The organism is Bradyrhizobium sp. USDA 4454 (assembly GCF_054822705.1).
The window spans coordinates 3,920,131-3,936,312 of the sequence record NZ_JBTRCN010000001.1 but is presented as its reverse complement, the minus strand read 5'-3'; the positions used below and the strand labels follow the sequence as shown (position 1 = coordinate 3,936,312).

At 61.5% G+C, this 16,182-nt stretch carries 21 protein-coding genes and 1 tRNA gene; 8 read left to right on the top strand and 14 right to left on the bottom strand.

Annotated features, from left to right (window positions below; genetic code table 11):
- From ACVIW0_RS18465 to ACVIW0_RS18435, 7 genes are all read right to left on the bottom strand, one after another.
- On the bottom strand, nucleotides 1-1,362 hold the full coding sequence (locus ACVIW0_RS18465; protein ID WP_461353606.1) for a DNA-packaging protein: 1,362 nt from the start codon (nucleotides 1,360-1,362) through the stop codon (nucleotides 1-3).
- Entirely contained in the window at nucleotides 1,349-1,975 is a 627-nt protein-coding gene (locus ACVIW0_RS18460; RefSeq protein ID WP_461353605.1) for a hypothetical protein, read from the bottom strand. Before ACVIW0_RS18460 ends, ACVIW0_RS18465 begins: the two co-directional genes overlap by 14 nt.
- Before the next feature lie 614 nt (nucleotides 1,976-2,589).
- Entirely contained in the window at nucleotides 2,590-3,714 is a 1,125-nt protein-coding gene (locus ACVIW0_RS18455) for an AAA family ATPase (RefSeq protein WP_461353604.1), read from the bottom strand.
- Nucleotides 3,711-3,935 (bottom strand): hypothetical protein, encoded by a 225-nt coding sequence (locus tag ACVIW0_RS18450; protein WP_461353603.1) that lies wholly within the window; start codon nucleotides 3,933-3,935, stop codon nucleotides 3,711-3,713. The genes ACVIW0_RS18455 and ACVIW0_RS18450 overlap by 4 nt, the downstream gene beginning before the upstream one ends.
- On the bottom strand, nucleotides 3,932-4,303 hold the full coding sequence (locus ACVIW0_RS18445; RefSeq protein WP_461353602.1) for a putative PDDEXK endonuclease: 372 nt from the start codon (nucleotides 4,301-4,303) through the stop codon (nucleotides 3,932-3,934). Before ACVIW0_RS18445 ends, ACVIW0_RS18450 begins: the two co-directional genes overlap by 4 nt.
- 185 nt (nucleotides 4,304-4,488) lie before the next feature.
- Nucleotides 4,489-4,728, bottom strand: coding sequence for a hypothetical protein (locus ACVIW0_RS18440; protein ID WP_461353601.1), 240 nt, complete (start codon nucleotides 4,726-4,728; stop codon nucleotides 4,489-4,491).
- A 24-nt stretch (nucleotides 4,729-4,752) separates the two neighbouring features.
- Entirely contained in the window at nucleotides 4,753-4,962 is a 210-nt protein-coding gene (locus ACVIW0_RS18435) for a hypothetical protein (protein WP_461353600.1), read from the bottom strand.
- A 596-nt stretch (nucleotides 4,963-5,558) separates the two neighbouring features.
- On the opposite strand from ACVIW0_RS18435, the gene ACVIW0_RS18430 reads away from it, so the two are divergent.
- Together ACVIW0_RS18430 and ACVIW0_RS18425 are read left to right on the top strand one after the other, a co-directional pair.
- Entirely contained in the window at nucleotides 5,559-6,767 is a 1,209-nt protein-coding gene (locus ACVIW0_RS18430) for a tyrosine-type recombinase/integrase (RefSeq protein WP_461353599.1), read from the top strand.
- A gap of 233 nt (nucleotides 6,768-7,000) precedes the next feature.
- Nucleotides 7,001-7,123 (top strand) — tRNA-Arg (locus ACVIW0_RS18425).
- 88 nt (nucleotides 7,124-7,211) lie between these two features.
- On the opposite strand, the gene ACVIW0_RS18420 is transcribed toward ACVIW0_RS18425, so the two are convergent.
- A complete protein-coding gene (locus ACVIW0_RS18420) occupies nucleotides 7,212-8,627 on the bottom strand; it encodes an Ig-like domain-containing protein (protein WP_461353598.1) in 1,416 nt (471 codons plus the stop codon).
- Between the two features lie 817 nt (nucleotides 8,628-9,444).
- On the opposite strand from ACVIW0_RS18420, the gene ACVIW0_RS18415 reads away from it, so the two are divergent.
- The 3 genes from ACVIW0_RS18415 to ACVIW0_RS18405 all read left to right on the top strand — a co-directional run bounded on the left by ACVIW0_RS18415 (nucleotide 9,445) and on the right by ACVIW0_RS18405 (nucleotide 11,466).
- The gene (locus tag ACVIW0_RS18415; protein ID WP_461353597.1) at nucleotides 9,445-9,915 is read left to right on the top strand and encodes a DUF992 domain-containing protein; all 471 of its coding nucleotides are present in this window, start codon (nucleotides 9,445-9,447) and stop codon (nucleotides 9,913-9,915) included.
- 745 nt (nucleotides 9,916-10,660) lie between these two features.
- Nucleotides 10,661-10,957, top strand: coding sequence for an OapC/ArvC family zinc-ribbon domain-containing protein (locus tag ACVIW0_RS18410; RefSeq protein WP_461353596.1), 297 nt, complete (start codon nucleotides 10,661-10,663; stop codon nucleotides 10,955-10,957).
- A gap of 203 nt (nucleotides 10,958-11,160) precedes the next feature.
- Nucleotides 11,161-11,466: a hypothetical protein gene (locus ACVIW0_RS18405; protein ID WP_461353595.1), complete on the top strand. Its 306-nt coding sequence runs from the start codon at nucleotides 11,161-11,163 to the stop codon at nucleotides 11,464-11,466.
- Here ACVIW0_RS18405 and ACVIW0_RS18400 read toward each other — a convergent pair.
- The 3 genes from ACVIW0_RS18400 to ACVIW0_RS18390 form a co-directional block, all read right to left on the bottom strand.
- Nucleotides 11,463-12,098: a 2-dehydro-3-deoxy-6-phosphogalactonate aldolase gene (locus ACVIW0_RS18400; protein ID WP_461353594.1), complete on the bottom strand. Its 636-nt coding sequence runs from the start codon at nucleotides 12,096-12,098 to the stop codon at nucleotides 11,463-11,465. The genes ACVIW0_RS18405 and ACVIW0_RS18400 overlap by 4 nt on opposite strands.
- An 11-nt stretch (nucleotides 12,099-12,109) precedes the next feature.
- Nucleotides 12,110-13,024, bottom strand: coding sequence for a 2-dehydro-3-deoxygalactonokinase (locus tag ACVIW0_RS18395; RefSeq protein ID WP_461353593.1), 915 nt, complete (start codon nucleotides 13,022-13,024; stop codon nucleotides 12,110-12,112).
- A gap of 196 nt (nucleotides 13,025-13,220) precedes the next feature.
- Nucleotides 13,221-13,436: a hypothetical protein gene (locus ACVIW0_RS18390; protein WP_456754686.1), complete on the bottom strand. Its 216-nt coding sequence runs from the start codon at nucleotides 13,434-13,436 to the stop codon at nucleotides 13,221-13,223.
- Nucleotides 13,437-13,624: 188 nt separating this feature from the next.
- On the opposite strand from ACVIW0_RS18390, the gene ACVIW0_RS18385 reads away from it, so the two are divergent.
- Complete coding sequence (locus ACVIW0_RS18385) at nucleotides 13,625-13,822, top strand: hypothetical protein (protein WP_461353592.1); 198 nt, start codon at nucleotides 13,625-13,627, stop codon at nucleotides 13,820-13,822.
- A 79-nt stretch (nucleotides 13,823-13,901) separates the two neighbouring features.
- Here ACVIW0_RS18385 and ACVIW0_RS18380 read toward each other — a convergent pair whose 3' ends face one another.
- Together ACVIW0_RS18380 and ACVIW0_RS18375 are read right to left on the bottom strand one after the other, a co-directional pair.
- A complete protein-coding gene (locus ACVIW0_RS18380; protein ID WP_461353591.1) occupies nucleotides 13,902-14,207 on the bottom strand; it encodes a hypothetical protein in 306 nt (101 codons plus the stop codon).
- Nucleotides 14,208-14,349: 142 nt separating this feature from the next.
- A complete protein-coding gene (locus ACVIW0_RS18375) occupies nucleotides 14,350-14,562 on the bottom strand; it encodes a hypothetical protein (RefSeq protein WP_461353590.1) in 213 nt (70 codons plus the stop codon).
- 150 nt (nucleotides 14,563-14,712) lie between these two features.
- Between ACVIW0_RS18375 and ACVIW0_RS18370 the strand changes: the two genes are divergently transcribed.
- Together ACVIW0_RS18370 and ACVIW0_RS18365 are read left to right on the top strand one after the other, a co-directional pair.
- Nucleotides 14,713-14,949 carry a hypothetical protein gene (locus tag ACVIW0_RS18370; protein WP_461353589.1) on the top strand — a complete coding sequence of 79 codons (237 nt, stop codon included), beginning with the start codon at nucleotides 14,713-14,715 and terminating at the stop codon, nucleotides 14,947-14,949.
- A 304-nt stretch (nucleotides 14,950-15,253) separates the two neighbouring features.
- Nucleotides 15,254-15,610 (top strand): DUF6481 family protein, encoded by a 357-nt coding sequence (locus ACVIW0_RS18365; RefSeq protein ID WP_461353588.1) that lies wholly within the window; start codon nucleotides 15,254-15,256, stop codon nucleotides 15,608-15,610.
- 56 nt (nucleotides 15,611-15,666) lie between these two features.
- Here ACVIW0_RS18365 and ACVIW0_RS18360 read toward each other — a convergent pair whose 3' ends face one another.
- On the bottom strand, nucleotides 15,667-15,900 hold the full coding sequence (locus ACVIW0_RS18360; protein WP_461353587.1) for a pentapeptide MXKDX repeat protein: 234 nt from the start codon (nucleotides 15,898-15,900) through the stop codon (nucleotides 15,667-15,669).
- Between the last annotated feature and the right edge of the window lie 282 nt (nucleotides 15,901-16,182).

Here is a 16,182-nt window from a genome sequence, read left to right as displayed (position 1 = left end):
CTAATATCGTGCAATCGTTGTCGCGAAACCGCCGGCCAACTCGCCCTCGGTGATCAACCCATCGTATTTGCTGGTTGGCTTCGGCGCGTCGCCACCAAGGCGGTAGAAGCCCTGAACGGCGCCCTGAGCCTGCTGTTTCGTCATCAGCTCAGTCAAAGCCCACACCAGCGCGTCTGCACGGTCGGGCGAGCCCTCGCCGAGATAGCCCTCTCCAGTCATCGCAGCGAGCTGGTCTTCAAGCTCGGTGAAATTGCCGGCGTGGCGAACCTTGTTCTGCTCGTACAGAGCCGCGATCGGCTCCGCGCGCTGGATCTTGCCCCTGCTCGCCGTCACCTCGCGGTAAGGGACGCTCGGATTAACCGTGCGGATGACGTGCTGAACCATCGCGCCGCCAAAGTTTCTTTCGGCAACGATGCGATCAGCTCTGAATTCATGATACGCCGCTACGGCGCGGGCACCCCACACAGCGGGGGAAGCCTTGATAGTGCGGTCGGCCAGCACATAGCCCAGCCCATCCCTGCCGAGGCCGGCAACAACAATGCCGACAGCGTCGCCGCCGTCCTCCTGTCCGGCAGTGCCCGATGGATCGATCGCGACGACAACGCGCTTTAGATCGGGAAGGGCGCCTGTGAACCGTGCCTTCTCGAGCAAATCCCGCGTCCAGAGAGCGCCCTGCACATCGTCCAGAAGCTCCGCGTTGAGCTCCTGACGGCCAAGCCGGGTGCCCTCATAACGGGCCTTGATGGCATCGAGGAACGGCCCAGCGAGGTTAGCTGCGTTCTCAAAGGTCGAGCCGCGCGTAACCACGACGTCCTTACGCTCGAGCAACTCCTTGATGAGCTTGAGCGGCCGTGGCGTAGTGGTAGCAATCCAGCGCGGGTGATCGCCAAGCCGAAGACCGAACTGAAGCATCGACCATGCCGCAGCCGGATCATTCCAGGCAGCTAACTCGTCAGCCCAGGCGAGATCGAACTGAGGGCCGCGGAGGCGATCGGCCTCCTCGCTTGAGAATGTATGGGCCACGGCGCCATTGGGCCACGTCAGCTTGCGCTTCGAGGGCTCATATTCCGGCCGGCACCAGTCGGACGAGATGGCCAGGAGGCCCGACTCGCCCTCTACCATCGTATCGCGAGCGTCGGCAGCGGTCGGGGCAACCATCGCCACCCGTCGCGCCCTGCCCGTCTCAACCTCTTCCTTGACCCACTCGGCACCGGTCCTGGTCTTGCCGAACCCGCGGCCCGCCATGACAAGCCAGCCATTCCAGTCGCCATCCGGCGGCAACTGCGACGGACGCGCCTTCGTGCGCCAGCCGCCATCAGCCAGCGTGTCGGCAAGCTGTGCGGCGAGACTACGCTGCGACATGGTCGATTACCTTCGCAGGGAGCGCCGCTGGTGCGTTGGTTGCGTCCAGGTCCCGAAGTGCCAGCACGACGGCTGCACGCGCATCAGGATGCGGCGCAAGGGCTCGGAGAATGGCCGCCTGCACCTTCATGAAGGCCGGATGTTCGCTGATCAGCGCAATGTTGTTGGTGACGTGGTAGGTGTTCGACCTGGCTAGATCGCCGAGCTCGCCGCTAACCCGCGCGATCGTCTCGAGCGTGGCCGTCAATCGGCCCGCGACGTAAGCAGCGCCCCTGCCGTCGCCGGCCTCGGTCATGTTGGCCATGACGCCCATCAGCACCGTTCTCACGGCGTGCAAGTGATCGAGGACAGATCCGCCCGTGTCCGCGGCCTTGGCGGCCAGGTCCTGCAACTGGACGGGTCCGGCCAGGTAGCCGGCCTTCATCTCGTCGCTGACGTGGTCGCGGTAGTGACGGTGGATCGCGTCACGGTGGACGCCGAACTTCTCTGCCAGGCTGTCGAGAGATGCCCCGCCCGCGCGCAATAGCTCAATGCGCCATCGTTCATCGTGGCGGCAGACTTGGCAACGTTGGGAGCGTGTGACGCCCATGGGCAGCGTGACTTTCCAGTACATCCGTGGAAAGCCCGCTCCGCTTGCGCGGCCATGGGCACATCGGCGAACCGATGCAGAGAATCTAGCGCGAAAAACTGTAGCGCTTCAACAGCCGCGATTACAAACGTCTACAATCGACGCAACACGGCAGCAACACGCCCTGCAAACCGTTGAGATGACTCGCCGATTTCGTGACCCACGGATGAGATATCCGATACTCACACCAAACCAGCGGGGGCGACTGCTCAACAACGGCTGCAAACATGCGTCGCGGGCAGCAGTTGATTTTGCCGATTTTGCCTGACCGCCGCTCTTGGTTACGGTGGTTACGGTACGGGTTACGTTACGGTTACGGTTCAAGCAGGTTACGGGGTTACGTTACGGTACGGCCCCCTATAAGGGGCCGTAACACGTAACCAACCTCGGCCCGTTTTCGTTGACGGTGCGGAAGCGCCTTAGCTTGAACTGCCCAGCTATCCGTTCCTGCTCTGGGGCATCATCGGGAACGGAGAAGAGGCCAGAGCCGACGCACCACTTTGTTTTATGCGCCTCGCAGATAAACCAATGGCGACCGGCTTCGTCATCGATATATCCGTCTTCCCTTCCGCAGAATGGACATGCACCGAAGTAGTCTGTCATGACTGCACCGCGTGCCATATGCCTGCGTATTCGCGAGCCAAGTTCCTGGCCTTCAGCGACCTGGCGATGTCGTGCAGGGTCGCTTTCCGCTTTTTGCCGATGTCGAGATCGCGAGCAGCGGCATTCCAGTCCTCCGTGGAGAGGCCGGCGGCGCCTGCGTCCCGCAGCAGCCCAAGCATGGTTTTCTGATTGGCGCTGAGCTTCGGCTCGCGCTTCACAGCAACTTGCGCCGAAACCTCCTCGCCACTGACGATGTTGACCGTGATTGGGTCGCCGTCTTCGTCAGAACCGAACTGGTGTATCTCAGACTTGAAGGAGAACAACGGCCCCTCGGCTAAGTCATTGGCCTTGGTTATGGTAGCCGTCTTGATCTCGCCACCAGAAATTTCCACCATCAGATCGACGTCGCCATAAAAGGCGTTTGAGCCTCGGGCGCCACGGGATTCGTCCTTCCCCGTATGGCCAACCAGGGCTATGTGCGGCCGACCGGTCAATTCCTTCAGCCGCTCCAGGTTGGTGAACAGCCGGCCCTGATCCTTTGCCTTGTCTTCGTCGCCGCCACCGGCCGCAATCAGCTTGGCGTGCGTATCAAAGATCACAACCGACAAGAACGTATCGGTGAATGCCTCGGCGTTCTTGATTGTGTTGGCGACCTTGGCGACGTTTTGAGGGGCAAGCAGGTCAATGGTCGCCGGAACGACAACGATATTGCGCTTAGGATCGAGCCCAAGCCGCTTAATCTGAGCCTCGATCCTGCGTCTGACCAGATCCGCGCGCTCGAGCGCGAAATAGATCACACCGTAATCGAAATGGCCCTTAAATTTCTTCCCGTGCCAATCCAAGCCATAAGCGACACTGACGGATAGATCCGCCATCAGCGCTGACTTCAAGCTACCGGGAGGGCCAACCCATGCCGATGTTTCGCCGAACGCGATGGCGCCCTTCAATATCCATGACTTGGCGTATTCCTCATTGCCGAAGAACTCATCCGATACTTCAAATCGAAAGCCGGCGCCGTATTCGTCGCGCTTCCGGCTTCTCGGGGGAGATTTTTTGCGGCTTGTGCCGTCGGCATATGTGCAGTTGCCATCTGCGTCATAGACCGGGTTGTTCTCAATCATTCGGCCCCCATCAATTCGGGGTAGACCAGATTGATCGCGCCCATCTCCTCAAGCTTGGCGTCAGCCTGAGCCGTCGTGATTCGTCCGTTCTTTAGTTGAATGCCAATAACTCGCACTTCGCTGGCGAGCCACATGGCGCGGCTGTACATGAAGCGCAGCCCGGCGAGCTGCAGTTGTTTCCGGATGGCGGGGTCCGAGACCATGAGTCGATGGTGGTTCATGCTGCGTCACCATCGGGTCCGATGATGACGCGCTCGATCCGCAGCTTGTTCTTGTCGGCCGCAGACGCAATCTCTGCTGCCAACCTAAGCGGCACGATCACCAGCGGCTCGCTGCGATCGGCCCGGACAATCAGGATGTCCCGGTCAACCAGCCAACGATAAAGCTCTCTGAAGCCGTCCGCGCGACACTTTACCTCGACGACGCGGTCGACGCCGACGACGGGCACCGTTAAGTCGCCCAAGTAGGAGCCGCCGGCAGATCCTGATAGTGGCACGCGCTCGGCCGCAAAGCCGCGATCTTGAAGGAATTTGACAATCGCACGCTCGGCGCGATTGCCCTTGTCTCTGGATTTTCTGCCGCCCTTCATCGTTGAGCCTCCCCGAACACGAGAGGTGCAACGATCGACGCCATCGCGAGACTAATTGCGCAACGGCGTGTCAGACGTGACGCTTGAAGTTTGATGAGTGGTGCTTTAGATTCCGCAGTGTCTCGCCAGACACCATTCGGAATTGGGTCGCCTTCTTGGCGGCCCGCTTCGTTTTCGGCCATGAACTATGCGGTCTCCGATTTCAAAACCGCACTGGCCTCTAATAGCCCCTCGACTACTCCGAGAAGATAATCTCGTCCGATAACGACGCAGCGCGGTGTCGCTTGCATCTCGCCATCGCGGCGGCGTTCGAAAATGCGTAGTTCGGCTTTGGTGCTGCCGTTGTAATCCTTGAGTGCGATCCGGAATTCTTCGCGGCCAGATTTGACCACGCAGGCAATCAGGCGCTCCGGTTTAGCCGTCATGGGGTTTCGAATTGGGATCATCGATTAGGAATCTCCCTTTGCGGCGCTCAGATAGCGTTCGCGGATCACGCTCTTTAGGCCGATCCACCGCGCACCCTCTTTGAACACTCCCGGTAGAAGATTCTTCTCAGCGAGGTAATAGAGCCTACGCTCTGGACGGCCAGTGAACCGACTGATGGCCTTCATTCCCTCCAGCAGGTCATCTGCTAGGTCCGACACAAGTTGAGTGGTCATTGCATCTCCTGTTCTGACCAAATACGTTTTACGCACTTAACTAGACAAAAAATTTAGCTGTTCAACTCGGATAGGTAGCCCGACAGGCTAATGATGGCTGCAAGGCCACCGGGCTTCCGCAGTGCCTTAAGGTCTGGCGCCCCCTTGAAAAGGGTCGTCAGGTTCCCACCATCCCAACTCTCGTACATTAAGCACCAACTGTCGTCGCCACGGATTGCGTCCTCAATCGTCCTTTTGAGGCCAACCATTTTCAGAAACGACTGACGGACGGACTTTGAAATTGCGATCAATTCGCCGATCGCAATTTGCCGAGCTGCGAAAGGGTGAATGAGACAGGCGATGATCGCCTCGTCCCGAGAGAATTTGCGGTGGGTACCCGTCCCCGCCCTATCGGTATCTCCCTCAGGCACAATGACGCCAGCGTCGGCCCACAACTGTATGGATCGGCGCTTGGCGCCCGTGATGCGGGCTAGATCGGCGAGTGAGTAAAGGTCCATGATCACCACAAGAACGTAATACGCACTTTGCACTTTACAAGTGTTCGCGGCTGTGTCAAACGTTTTTTATTGATTGGCGGGTTTCCCAAAGGAGTGCCCATGGCCACCGTTCGCAAACGCAAGCTCCCGTCTGGCCTCATCCGCTGGCAGGCGTCCTACGTGGACGGCGGCGGCAAGCGCCGCGCGAAGCTCTTCGAACGCAAGTCAGACGCTGAGGCGTGGCTGGATGAAACCCGGTATGACGTGTCGCGGGGCACGCATACGCCTGGAAGCGTCTCCCCAACCGTCAAGGCTGCTGCCGCCCTCTGGATTAAGCGCTGCAAGGACAAGGGCCTCGAGCCCATGACCGTGAAGCAGTACGAGGAGCACGTCGAATTGCACATTGTGCCGTTTATCGGCGCAAAGAAGCTCGCCGAAATCACCGTTCCGGCCGTGAACGCCTTTGCCGATCAACTCCGCGACAACGGACGATCGGGAGAGATGATCAAGCGCGTGGTTCGGTCACTCGGGGGCATTTTCAAGGAAGCCAGGCGCCGCGGGCTAGCGTCCACCGCACCGACCGCCGGCATTGACCTGGACTTGCCTGACCGTGATGACCCTCGCCCGGTGATCCCCGCCAAGGCAGAGCTCCAGGCCATCATTGGGGGCGCGCACGGACGCTGGCGCCCGTTGATCCTGGTGGCCATCTTCGCGGGCCTGCGCGCCAGTGAGCTGCGCGGCCTCCGGTGGGCGGATATCGATTTCGAGACCAAGCAGATCAACGTCACACAGCGGGCGGATGCTTCACACCGAATCGGCAAGCTGAAGTCCAGATCTGGCTACCGGTCGATCCCCTGCCCGCCCCTGGTACTAAATGCGCTTCGCGAGTGGAAGCTGGTCTGTCCGAAGCGTGATACCGGGAAGAAGGACGCAACCGGCGAGCCCGTGAAGGTGTTCGATCTCGCCTTCCCAAATGGTCTGGGTAAGGTGGAGTCGCACTCCAACCTGATCGAGCGCGGCCTCGACCCGATCCTAATTGCGGCCGGTCTCTCGGAAACCCGGCCTCTGCTGGATGCCGCCGGCAAGCCGGTTCTGGACGAAGCTGGGGAGCCCAGGACCGTCGAGTCGGGCAAGTACGGTATGCACTCGCTACGCCATGCCTGTGCCTCTCTGTGGATCGAGAACGGCTATAACCCCAAGCAGATCCAGCGGCTAATGGGTCATAGTTCCATCAAGGTGACATTTGACGTCTACGGCCATCTGTTCGCCGATGCGGACGCCGATCAGAAGGCCGCTGAAGCGGTTCAAGCGCGGTTGTTGGGAGGCTAAATGTCAAGACACGAACTCGACCACAGCAGAACTTCGGATAGTAGCGGGAAGCGCCACCGATGGACTTTCGTCGATGACGACCCGCTCAATGACGGATACGTTCTTCACGAGACGCTGGAGGACACGTTCACAACGGCCAAGCTGCTCACCAGGGTAACGCATACGGAGCAGATAAGCGTTGGAACGTTTCTTTTTTCGGACATTAACCCAAGGGCCAAGAACAAACTTCAGGAGATTCTGGAGCAGCGCGGGCGCAACACGTCGGCAACACGGCAGCCATAAGTCATTGTCACCATTCAATGTCCAGCGGATTTCTACTCCGCGGGTTGCAGGTTCGAATCCTGCCGGGATCGCCAGCCCTGACTCGTCACCTTATTTTTCAATCACTTGCGCCGATATTAGACACTACACCGGTTGCGTTAGCCACCGGCTGTTCGCACGGTGTCAACTCACGATGGAGAAATTCGCCGCTGTGACTGTGCCCGTGGTGGCACCGTTGAGCCAAACCGCGGTGTCGCTGTCGACCTGAATCACGAAGTAGGCGCCGTTCTGGTAGGAGTGCGACAGCACGTCGGCGAACGAGCCGAAGCCTGTGCCATTCAGCTGCACCGTATCGGTGGCAGCGTTGAAGTCCTGGACCACTTCGACACCGGGCACGTCGTTGGAGACGAAAATGTTGTTGCCGCCGCCGCCGAAATAGTAGTTCACGCCTTGGCCGCCGTCGAAATAGTCGTTGCCGGCGCCGCCGAGCAGAACGTCGACGCCGTCACCGCCATACATGGTGTCGTCGCCGTTGCCGCCGTAGGAATAATCATTGCCCTTGTCGCCGTACATGACGTCGTTGCCGTCGTCACCGTTCTCGACCACCCGACCCTGGCGTGCGATCATGACGTCATTGCCGACTCCGCCGTACGCGTTGCTGCCGTCGCCGGCGCTCATGTAGATCCAGTCGTTGCCGGCATCGCCTTCGAGTAGATCGACACCGTCGCCTCCGATCAGCGTGTCGTCTCCGTCGCCGCCGTACAGCGTGTCGTTGTTGTCGCCGCCATAGGCTGCGTCGTTGCCGTATCCGCCGAAGACCAGGTCATTGCCGCGGCCGCCATCCAGCACGTCGTTGCCGGCGCCGCCGTAAAGGCCCGGTGCTACGGCGGAGCCGGCAGCAACGATGTTGGCACCACTGTCATCCCCATCGCCGCCGTAGATCGTATCGTTGCGGTTTGAACCATATAGGGCGTCGCGGCCGGTACCGCCGTCGATGACGTGGGCCTGGGTGGTCAGGCCGGAGGTGTCATCCTGAACCCAGTCGTCGCCGCTACCGCCGTACTCGTACTGTGCAGCAGCGCTATTGCCGCCCTGGATGAGGTCGTTGCCGTCGCCGCCGTAAAAATTGCCGAAGGCGGTGCTGGTCGAAGTCGCGTACAGATAATCGTTGCCCTCGCCTCCGTCCCAGTAATCGGAACCGGGCATACTGCTGCCCAGCGTATCATTGCCCTGGCCGCCATAAAGTGTCTCGTATTCAGCGAGTGGAGCGACGCTGTCGTTGGTGCTGTCGCCGTAAAACGGGGCAACAAACATGACATCAGTGGTCAGAAGAAGGCTGTTTACGAATGCGGAAATTGTTACGCGCTCGTTAACCGAGTCAGTGAGGCTTACGACGGCCACGCCATTTTGGTCGGTCACAGCAGACGCGGGAAGCGTGGCATGGCCAGCTGGGGAAACAGAGAGAGAGACAGTTGCACCGGCGACAGGGACGCCCGATGCGTCCTCCAAGGTCACCGTAATATTTACCGTGGAGTCTGCCGGAGCACGCGAGGACGAAGCAACTAAGCTTGAGTTGTCTCCAGATGGAGGACCGGCCACGTTGCCTCTCGCAAAATTGGTTGCAAATATTTGGGCTTACCGACGGCGCGCAAGTCGTATCACGGCATTTCAGCGTCGGTCGTCACCCGTTCGGGCTAAGGCCGCCAGATCGTATGGGACAGTCGATTTCCGGGCCCGCTTGCACCTAAAGACCGATCGGACAACGATCCGGGGGCCACAATTCTCAAATGAGCAGAGTAAACGGCAGCTGATGCGATGGGCAGCCGCCGCCTCGACGAAACCATTTTCCGCAAGCCGCGAAGCCGGCCGGAAACAAACCCGGCCTAGCGTCTCACCATTGGACCAAAAGGGGATTCGGTCATGTGGGATTTCATCAACGAACTGTATCGGGATTTTTGCCTGGCGCGCGTGCAGGAGATGCGGAAGCTCGAGCATCGCAGCTGACCGGTCGGAGCATGAACAAACGATCGCCGTTGGCAAGTGCCCTGCTGACCGCAATGGCAATTGCGGTGGTTGTTTGGGCCACATTCGGGCCGCCGCCGGGGCACAAGAAGGTTCGCGCCCAACACCAGACGATCGCCACTCGCTGATCCCCGTAGGACTCCGGTGCTTTCGAACCTTTACGCCGGTCTTGCAGACACACCAATACTGGGATTGCGGGCCCAGATTGGAACAGGGCGCCGCCGGGACAATACATTTCGAGCCCGGCGGCGTAGTTTCGCGCGCCAAGTCCATCAGTTGCGATGCCGGCTGTGGGCTGCGGCCAAATCCGCGCTCCAGATCCGCATTGTAAGGCTCCCTTAACCACCAGCGAAGGCCGCCTCCGCGGGTGCGGACCGATGCACATCGATCCGCGTTGTCCGGCACCATGCCCACAACGAGCCGTTGGATCGCTCTTGCCATAGGCGGCGCGGCAATCCTCGCCCCGCCCATCACGACGGCAGATGCCCAGCAGGTGCAAGCCGGAACGCTCGATTGCCGCGGTGGCCCCGATACCGGCTTCATTCTCGGCCCCGTGACCACGCTCGCTTGCATCCTGCACGCCGATAGCGCGCCGGATAGTCGCTACGTCGCCGCCATCAGGAACCTTGGCGTCTTCATCGGCGACCAGGAGGTTGCATTGACCTGGAAGGTGATGGCGCCGGTGCCATGGCTCGCTGGCGACGACCTCACCGGTGGTTACAGCCATCCCGGCGGGGCCGATACCAATGTTCTGACTGGTGGCTCGACTGCATCGATCACCTTGCATCCATTGAATGAGCCGAACGCCGGCTCAACTCCAACGGTGAAAATCGACAACCTGGAGCTTCGGCCGGTGGATCGTTGACGACAGCCAAAAATGCACAACGCCGCCCGCTTGAAATAGATGCGGACGGCGTCGGCCCTAGCCCCAGGAAGGTCATGCAAAATCCTGACGACCTCAAGTCTGCATAGTTTGTGCCAAGGCGCATGTCCCAAATTGGCTATCACGGGACTGCCGATCGGCCCGGATCGGATTTGGTAAGCACGTCGGTTCGCAAATCGATGCCGCCGAACGGCAATCGAAGACACCCGACTGATCGCAGGCACGACATGCCACGCGAAAAAATCACAACGCCGCCCGCTTGAAATCTCCGCGGACGGCGTTCGCATTGGCCCAGGTGGTGCAACATCCCGATGGCGCCAAATCTGCAAATCCTCGACCCACGATCATGGCCCATATGGGCTATTTTGCTGATGAAAAACGAAGGTAGGTTAAGCGCTGAGGCGTCGGTGACGATGCCTCACGACCAAAGTGTCAACTTGGCCTCAGCGTGGCCCACGCGCTGAGGCCTTTCTTTTGGGGGCACGGCTTTGTGTTGACGCTCCGCCCTGAAATCGCAGCCCGCCTTTCTCATTCAGCGCACGACTCCACTCCGTAGTTCTCCGGGCGTGAACAAAGTTCCGGCACCATTTGAGCAGTCACACGCGCTCTTCGTGCGCTCGCTTCCGCCGCGCTCGCTGGCGATGGACTTCGCGATTTCTTAAGACTGAATTGCTTCCTCAGGGAGATTGCAAGCGCGCTCATTGTTCGTCGATAGTCCGGGACCGATATGGAAGACTCCGTCCAGATCCGCTGCACACGCTGCAAGAACGTCTTTCGCGACCGAGCCAAGCGGTTGCAGAACGGTTATTCGCGCCAGTGCCCAAGCTGCGAGATCGTCCTGTTCTTCGACGAGGACTCGCACGACGCCAACATCAAGCGCGCGATGCGAACGGCGCGGCGCGCACGCAAGGATATGCGTGAAAGCGAGGGCGTCAGCGCAAGAAAGACCGCCGCCCTTCCCCGGCAGTATGGCGGCCGCTCGGCATCGAACGCTCGGAGCCGCGAAGACGAGGACCGCGATTGAGTTTGGCGCTGCCGGCCGCTCTCCCGCCTGCCTTCAATTCGGCGAGCATCTGGTCAGTCCACTTGGTCGGAGCCCGGACGCTGCGATCGATCCAATGCGAAGCCGAGACGCCATTCGGCGGACCGGATGGTGTCGGGCCGGCACAAGAATTTCGTCAGGAATGACCGTGTAAGGAAGATGCTCCATCGCCCGGAGAGGACGTCATGCGGAACCTGAACACTGTCCTGACCAAGCTGAACGACCGCCTGCTGCGGCTGGAGGGCGAATTGTTCGTGCTGCGGTCGATTGCGCGTGCCACCCTCACCTCCGGCGACGACTCCGCCGTTCGTACCCGCAAGCTGCTCGAAGGCGCCAGGCTCGCGCTCTCGGACGAAGCCGAACGGCCGCTCGATGCGGCGACGGGAAAATACGTCGCTGCCGCGATCGCGATGGTCGAGGAGTTGCTCGAAGACCCCCGCAAGGCGGCGCCGCTGTTCCGCGTCATCGACGGCGGCAAGCGGGACGACTAGCCGGTGCCCTGCACGGCCCTGTCATAGGCCTCGATCGTCAGCTTCGCCCGGACAGCGATATCCGGAGCCGTCATGCCCGGCTTGTAGAGGCTGCTGCCGAGCCCGAATGCACGGATGCCCGCCTTGACATACTCGGCAAAATTCTGGTCGGAGACGCCGCCGACGGCGGCGATCATCAGATCCGGCGGCAGTACGGCGCGGATCGCAGTGATGCCGGAGGCGCCGAGCACACTCGCCGGAAAGAATTTCAGGCCCGAAGCGCCCGCGCCTGCCGCCAGCAGCGCCTCCGTCGGCGAGAACACGCCGGGCAGCGTGACCATGGCATGATCCCGGGCGCGGGCCAGCACGTCGACATCGACATTCGGCGACACCATGAGGCGGCCGCCGGCGTCATGGAGGCGATCCACGTCTGCCGCCGTCAGCACCGTGCCGGCGCCGATCAGCACATCGGCAGGGGCGCGCTTCGCTGCGATCTCGATCGAACGGAACGGCTCCGGCGAGTTCAGCGGAATCTCGATCGCCGTCATGCCGGCCTCGATCAGCGGCCTGACGATATCAGATGTTTCTTCGGGCCTGATGCCGCGCAGGATCGCGACCAGTGGACGCTGCATTGGCGGAAAAGGAATGCTCATGCGTGGATCCTTCACGTGTTCCAGATCGCCGCCGCGGCGCTGCTGAGGCCGCGGCGCGCCGCCTCCTCCGCATCCATGACCGTGAGCGGAATCGAAAGCGCCTCGAGCGCCATCTGATAGAGCCGCTGCAGCCGGCCCGACGCAATCAGCATCACCGGCGTGGCTCGTTCGCGCTCCGCGAGTCCCGCAGCCAGTTCGACGCCGATCAAGGTGCCCGAGATCGCCTCACGCGCGGCCTGCGCGCTGCCGCCGAACAGCAGCTGACGCGCGCGCACCCGAAACAGCAGATTGGCCGCGCGCGCCGGCGCGGCGAACGCCTCGGCGACGGCCGCGCGGAACGCATTGCCATCGACCGCGTCCTCGGCGCCAGCAATCGCGTGCGCTAGGATGGTGTCGCGCGCGATCGCGCCGAACAACTCTCCGGTCATGAAGGTCGCAAAGCGTTCGACCGTGCCGCCGTGCATCCGCACCCATTTGGAATGCGTTCCCGGCAGGCAGACATCGGCCGCATCTGCCGCATCGAGACCGAGCGCGCCGAGCAACTGGGTTTCCTCGCCGCGCATCACGTCGGGCGCCGCGGCATCGCGCTGTGCGATCCCGGGGAGGATCCGGATGTCGCGCGCCTGCCGGCTGACCGCGACGGCGCCTTTGAGGATGTCGGAGAGATGCGCGGGCGTATCGATATAGCCGGCCTCGACCCAGCCCTGCCGCGCGCCCGCCATCCCGCAGATCACCACCGGCAGATCAGCCGCAACGCCGAGCGCATCGAGATGCGATTGCAGCACCGGCGCAAAGCCCGTCCTGGCGGCCGCCGTCATGCCCTCATCGCTGCGGCGTTCGCCGAGCACCTGGCCGCCGGCGCTCATCAGCCAGAGCCGGAAGCTGCTGGTGCCCCAATCGACCGCGACATGGGAAGGATCGCTCATCGCGTTCGGTTCCACTCTCAGTTGCCGGCGCGCTGACTGCGCCGCTGAGGCGATAAAGCCGTTCATCGCGCCGTGCAAGCCGCGCGGTTACCGCGACGCCGGGCGACGCCATCTGTCTTCGATCCTGGCCTTGATGGCGCGAACGGGCACGGCTGCTTGCCGTTACCCCGCAGCATCGCATCGGCGATTGCACGTCTTACCGCGCGCCCTTCAGCGTGCAGGACGTCGTGCAGGTGGTGACGTTGCCACGGTCACACTTGATGCAGGCATTGACGCACTGATCCATGACCTTGGGATTGTACTGGCTGTAAAGATTGGCCGCGCAGCTGTTGGTCGATCCCGTGACCTCCGGGTCGGGCCAGCAACCGGACAGTAAAAATGCTGCGGCACTCAAAATGGCGACCTTGCGCATAAGGCCTCCTGCCACGCTCTATCCAAGTGACTTTGCGAGTAACCTTGATGGGTTAGGTTAAATTCCGGTTTCAATTGCGACCTTATTCGGAAGCAGTATTGCTTATCCACCGGACATTTCCCCAAGGGTCCGGGCCCACACCGGCAAGGCCGTCAGGCAACCCCGCCTGGCGGCTTTGTTGCCCAGCAATGCGCAAGGATACCAACAAGATGGCCCGAAAGCCGCGGTGGTCGTTCAAGGAGGACCGACGACTGATAGAACTGGCACGCTCCTCCAAGTCGTTGGAAGAGGTCGTGAAGGTCACCGGTCGCTCGCCCGAGCGAATCAAGAAGATGGCGATGCGCCTCGGCCTGTCGATCAAGCCGCGCGGCACCACCAAGAAATAATCTGAAACGCAGGCGCAGCGGCGCCCCGCCGGTGAGAGCGTTCCGAATCCGCGCAAGCGAACGCGTCAGAAAACAGGATTTAAGGTTCCGGCGGACAATCGTCCTTTGCCCGCACCGTAATCGCCTTGAGCTCAGCCGCCGGCTTGATGTCGCCCTCAGCCTTAGCCTCTCGCTCAGCCTTAGCCTCTCGCTCGGTCTCGGCCGTCCGGCTGCAAGTCGTCAGCACAAACGCCAACCGGCTGCATTGCCACGCCGGCCCGAGGGCCGCGCTGGACACCGGCTCGGGCGACGCCAACGTCAGGGAGAGATACGCTACCAAAACGGCACCCGCCGCGCCTGCGGCGGCCAGCGCCGCGCCCTTTCCGGACCACAGCTTGGATATCATGGCCTTGGTTCCCGCCGATCTCTGGGAGTCGATAGGGCAACCCACCCGTCCGCGTGTGATCGGAATCACAACCGGCATCAAACAGATCAGCCCTGGTGTTTGCGGGTGATGTGGGATCGATATTGCACTGCCGCAAGATGGCTCAGCGTGCCGGCTCGATCACGTTACAGTTGGTCCGGCCCGACATCAGGCAGTCCTGCATCTTGCTCGCCGCGGTCAGGTCATGCGCGAGCCACAGTCCGACCGCGAGCATGACCGCGGCCACCAGCAGTCCGATCAGCGCGCCCCGGCGGCTGCCTCCATCTTCGGGTTGGCTCATCCTTGTTTCGGTTCCCGGTTGCAACGCGCGCATCATGACGATTTGCACGGTTGGGTGCGATCAATTCTGCAACACTTGTACAGCGAAATGCGCGCCCGCAGCAGCGGGCACTGCAATTCCGTTGCATGCGGTCACGACTCGCGAAACACTGCTCGCAGCAATGGAGCGCGTGTGCGGGGCGTGCCAGTGAGCGAACAGCAAGCAACGACCGAAGCAACGGCCTACGACTATCGGCGTTACAGGCAGCTGCTCTCGGAAGCAATCGACGAGACCAGCAGGCTGCGGCTGATCAGCCTCCTGATCTCCGAAAAGGCCCGCGACAGGTTGGAATCCCAGCGCGCCTCGGACCGGAGCGCGATGACCGCCGAGACCGTCGCCAAAGTGCTCGGCAGCGGGCGGCGCGAGCAAGTTCAGCGCGGCTAGAGCATGATCCGGAAAAGTGGAAACCGGTTTTCCGAAAAGACCATGCTCTAACAAAGAGATGAGATGATGCGATTCCGTGGAAACGCATCATGATCTAGGCGCTGCAGCAGATTCGGTGACCAACCACTCACCAGGCCGGCGGCCTGGCGGGGCCGTCACCAGCAGTCCACCATTTGCTATCAGCTCATATCACCCTTGCTCCACAACCTTCCCTTCGCCACTGGCAATTTCGCGGCCGTTCACTTATTGAAGCGCCGAACCAAACCCCATCCATCACCCGAACAGAAAGCAGCAGGCTTCCTCTATGAGTGGCTTCAAGGAACCGGGTTTTGCCGACCGCCAAAAGGCGGCCCTGCAGGCACGGCAAAACCTCCTCAACAAGTTTCGCGCCCAGCCAGGCGCTGACGATCCGACGGTGAAGGCACGTGCCGAGGAGCGCGCGGCGATCGCCGAACGCCGTGCCAAGGCCAAGGAAGTCCGTGAGGCCGAGAAGGCCGAGCAGAAGCGCCGCGAGGAAGAAGCCGCCGCGGTCGAGGCCGCCCGCATCGCGCGCGAGAAGGAAGAAGAAGCCGCTCGAGAGGAAGCCCTGCTCGCCGAGCAGAAGGCCAAGCGCGACGCGCGCTACGCCGCGCGCAAGGAGCGCGGCAAGAAGAAGCGCTGAGGCATAACCAGGCCCGCCATGATGGCGGGCCTGTGAAGGATGCGTGGCGGCGGCGGTCAGTTCTTCTTCATGCCGTCGTCTTTCTTCATCATCGCGCCGCCGTCCTTCTTCATGGCGTCGTCCTTCTTCATCATGCCACCGTCCTTCTTCATGGCATCCTTCGACATCGAGTCCTCCTTCTTCATCGCGTCTTCCTTGCCCATCTTGTCCTGAGCGAAGGCGGCGGGAGCCAGCGCGAGGCTGAACGAGAGCAGCGCGGCGGAAAGGCCGAGGCGGGTGTTGGTGGTCATGATGATGATCCCTTGTGTGGTCGAATGTGAGCGCGACGACTTGCCGCTATCTGCTCGACGCGCTTGCAACGCCCGTTGTTACCTCCAATAACAAATTCTTGAAGCTGCACGGCGCGTGCCCGTGTGGGTTGAATGACGCCGGAGCACCGGCGCGGCAGTGTGCGCCGCAGCATCAGCAAAGCTTGCGACCAAGTATCGGCTCGCACTATCAGGGCGCCTCGAACTATCAGACTAGGGAATATTCAGGCGAAGACCGGCTAAGCTAAGGCTCTGCGCCGGCCT

What these genes read in the sequence shown, in the direction of transcription:
- ACVIW0_RS18405 (WP_461353595.1), top strand. Translation starts at nt 11,161, where the DNA reads ATGCGGAACCTGAACACTGTCCTGACCAAGCTGAACGACCGCCTGCTG.
- ACVIW0_RS18395 (WP_461353593.1), bottom strand. Translation starts at nt 13,024, where the DNA reads ATGAGCGATCCTTCCCATGTCGCGGTCGATTGGGGCACCAGCAGCTTC.
- ACVIW0_RS18460 (WP_461353605.1), bottom strand. Translation starts at nt 1,975, where the DNA reads ATGTACTGGAAAGTCACGCTGCCCATGGGCGTCACACGCTCCCAACGT.
- ACVIW0_RS18435 (WP_461353600.1), bottom strand. Translation starts at nt 4,962, where the DNA reads ATGACCACTCAACTTGTGTCGGACCTAGCAGATGACCTGCTGGAGGGA.
- ACVIW0_RS18360 (WP_461353587.1), bottom strand. Translation starts at nt 15,900, where the DNA reads ATGACCACCAACACCCGCCTCGGCCTTTCCGCCGCGCTGCTCTCGTTC.
- ACVIW0_RS18380 (WP_461353591.1), bottom strand. Translation starts at nt 14,207, where the DNA reads ATGATATCCAAGCTGTGGTCCGGAAAGGGCGCGGCGCTGGCCGCCGCA.
- ACVIW0_RS18450 (WP_461353603.1), bottom strand. Translation starts at nt 3,935, where the DNA reads ATGAACCACCATCGACTCATGGTCTCGGACCCCGCCATCCGGAAACAA.
- ACVIW0_RS18445 (WP_461353602.1), bottom strand. Translation starts at nt 4,303, where the DNA reads ATGAAGGGCGGCAGAAAATCCAGAGACAAGGGCAATCGCGCCGAGCGT.
- ACVIW0_RS18375 (WP_461353590.1), bottom strand. Translation starts at nt 14,562, where the DNA reads ATGATGCGCGCGTTGCAACCGGGAACCGAAACAAGGATGAGCCAACCC.
- ACVIW0_RS18455 (WP_461353604.1), bottom strand. Translation starts at nt 3,714, where the DNA reads ATGATTGAGAACAACCCGGTCTATGACGCAGATGGCAACTGCACATAT.
- ACVIW0_RS18430 (WP_461353599.1), top strand. Translation starts at nt 5,559, where the DNA reads ATGGCCACCGTTCGCAAACGCAAGCTCCCGTCTGGCCTCATCCGCTGG.
- ACVIW0_RS18465 (WP_461353606.1), bottom strand. Translation starts at nt 1,362, where the DNA reads ATGTCGCAGCGTAGTCTCGCCGCACAGCTTGCCGACACGCTGGCTGAT.
- ACVIW0_RS18410 (WP_461353596.1), top strand. Translation starts at nt 10,661, where the DNA reads ATGGAAGACTCCGTCCAGATCCGCTGCACACGCTGCAAGAACGTCTTT.
- ACVIW0_RS18365 (WP_461353588.1), top strand. Translation starts at nt 15,254, where the DNA reads ATGAGTGGCTTCAAGGAACCGGGTTTTGCCGACCGCCAAAAGGCGGCC.
- ACVIW0_RS18390 (WP_456754686.1), bottom strand. Translation starts at nt 13,436, where the DNA reads ATGCGCAAGGTCGCCATTTTGAGTGCCGCAGCATTTTTACTGTCCGGT.
- ACVIW0_RS18400 (WP_461353594.1), bottom strand. Translation starts at nt 12,098, where the DNA reads ATGAGCATTCCTTTTCCGCCAATGCAGCGTCCACTGGTCGCGATCCTG.
- ACVIW0_RS18440 (WP_461353601.1), bottom strand. Translation starts at nt 4,728, where the DNA reads ATGACGGCTAAACCGGAGCGCCTGATTGCCTGCGTGGTCAAATCTGGC.
- ACVIW0_RS18385 (WP_461353592.1), top strand. Translation starts at nt 13,625, where the DNA reads ATGCGCAAGGATACCAACAAGATGGCCCGAAAGCCGCGGTGGTCGTTC.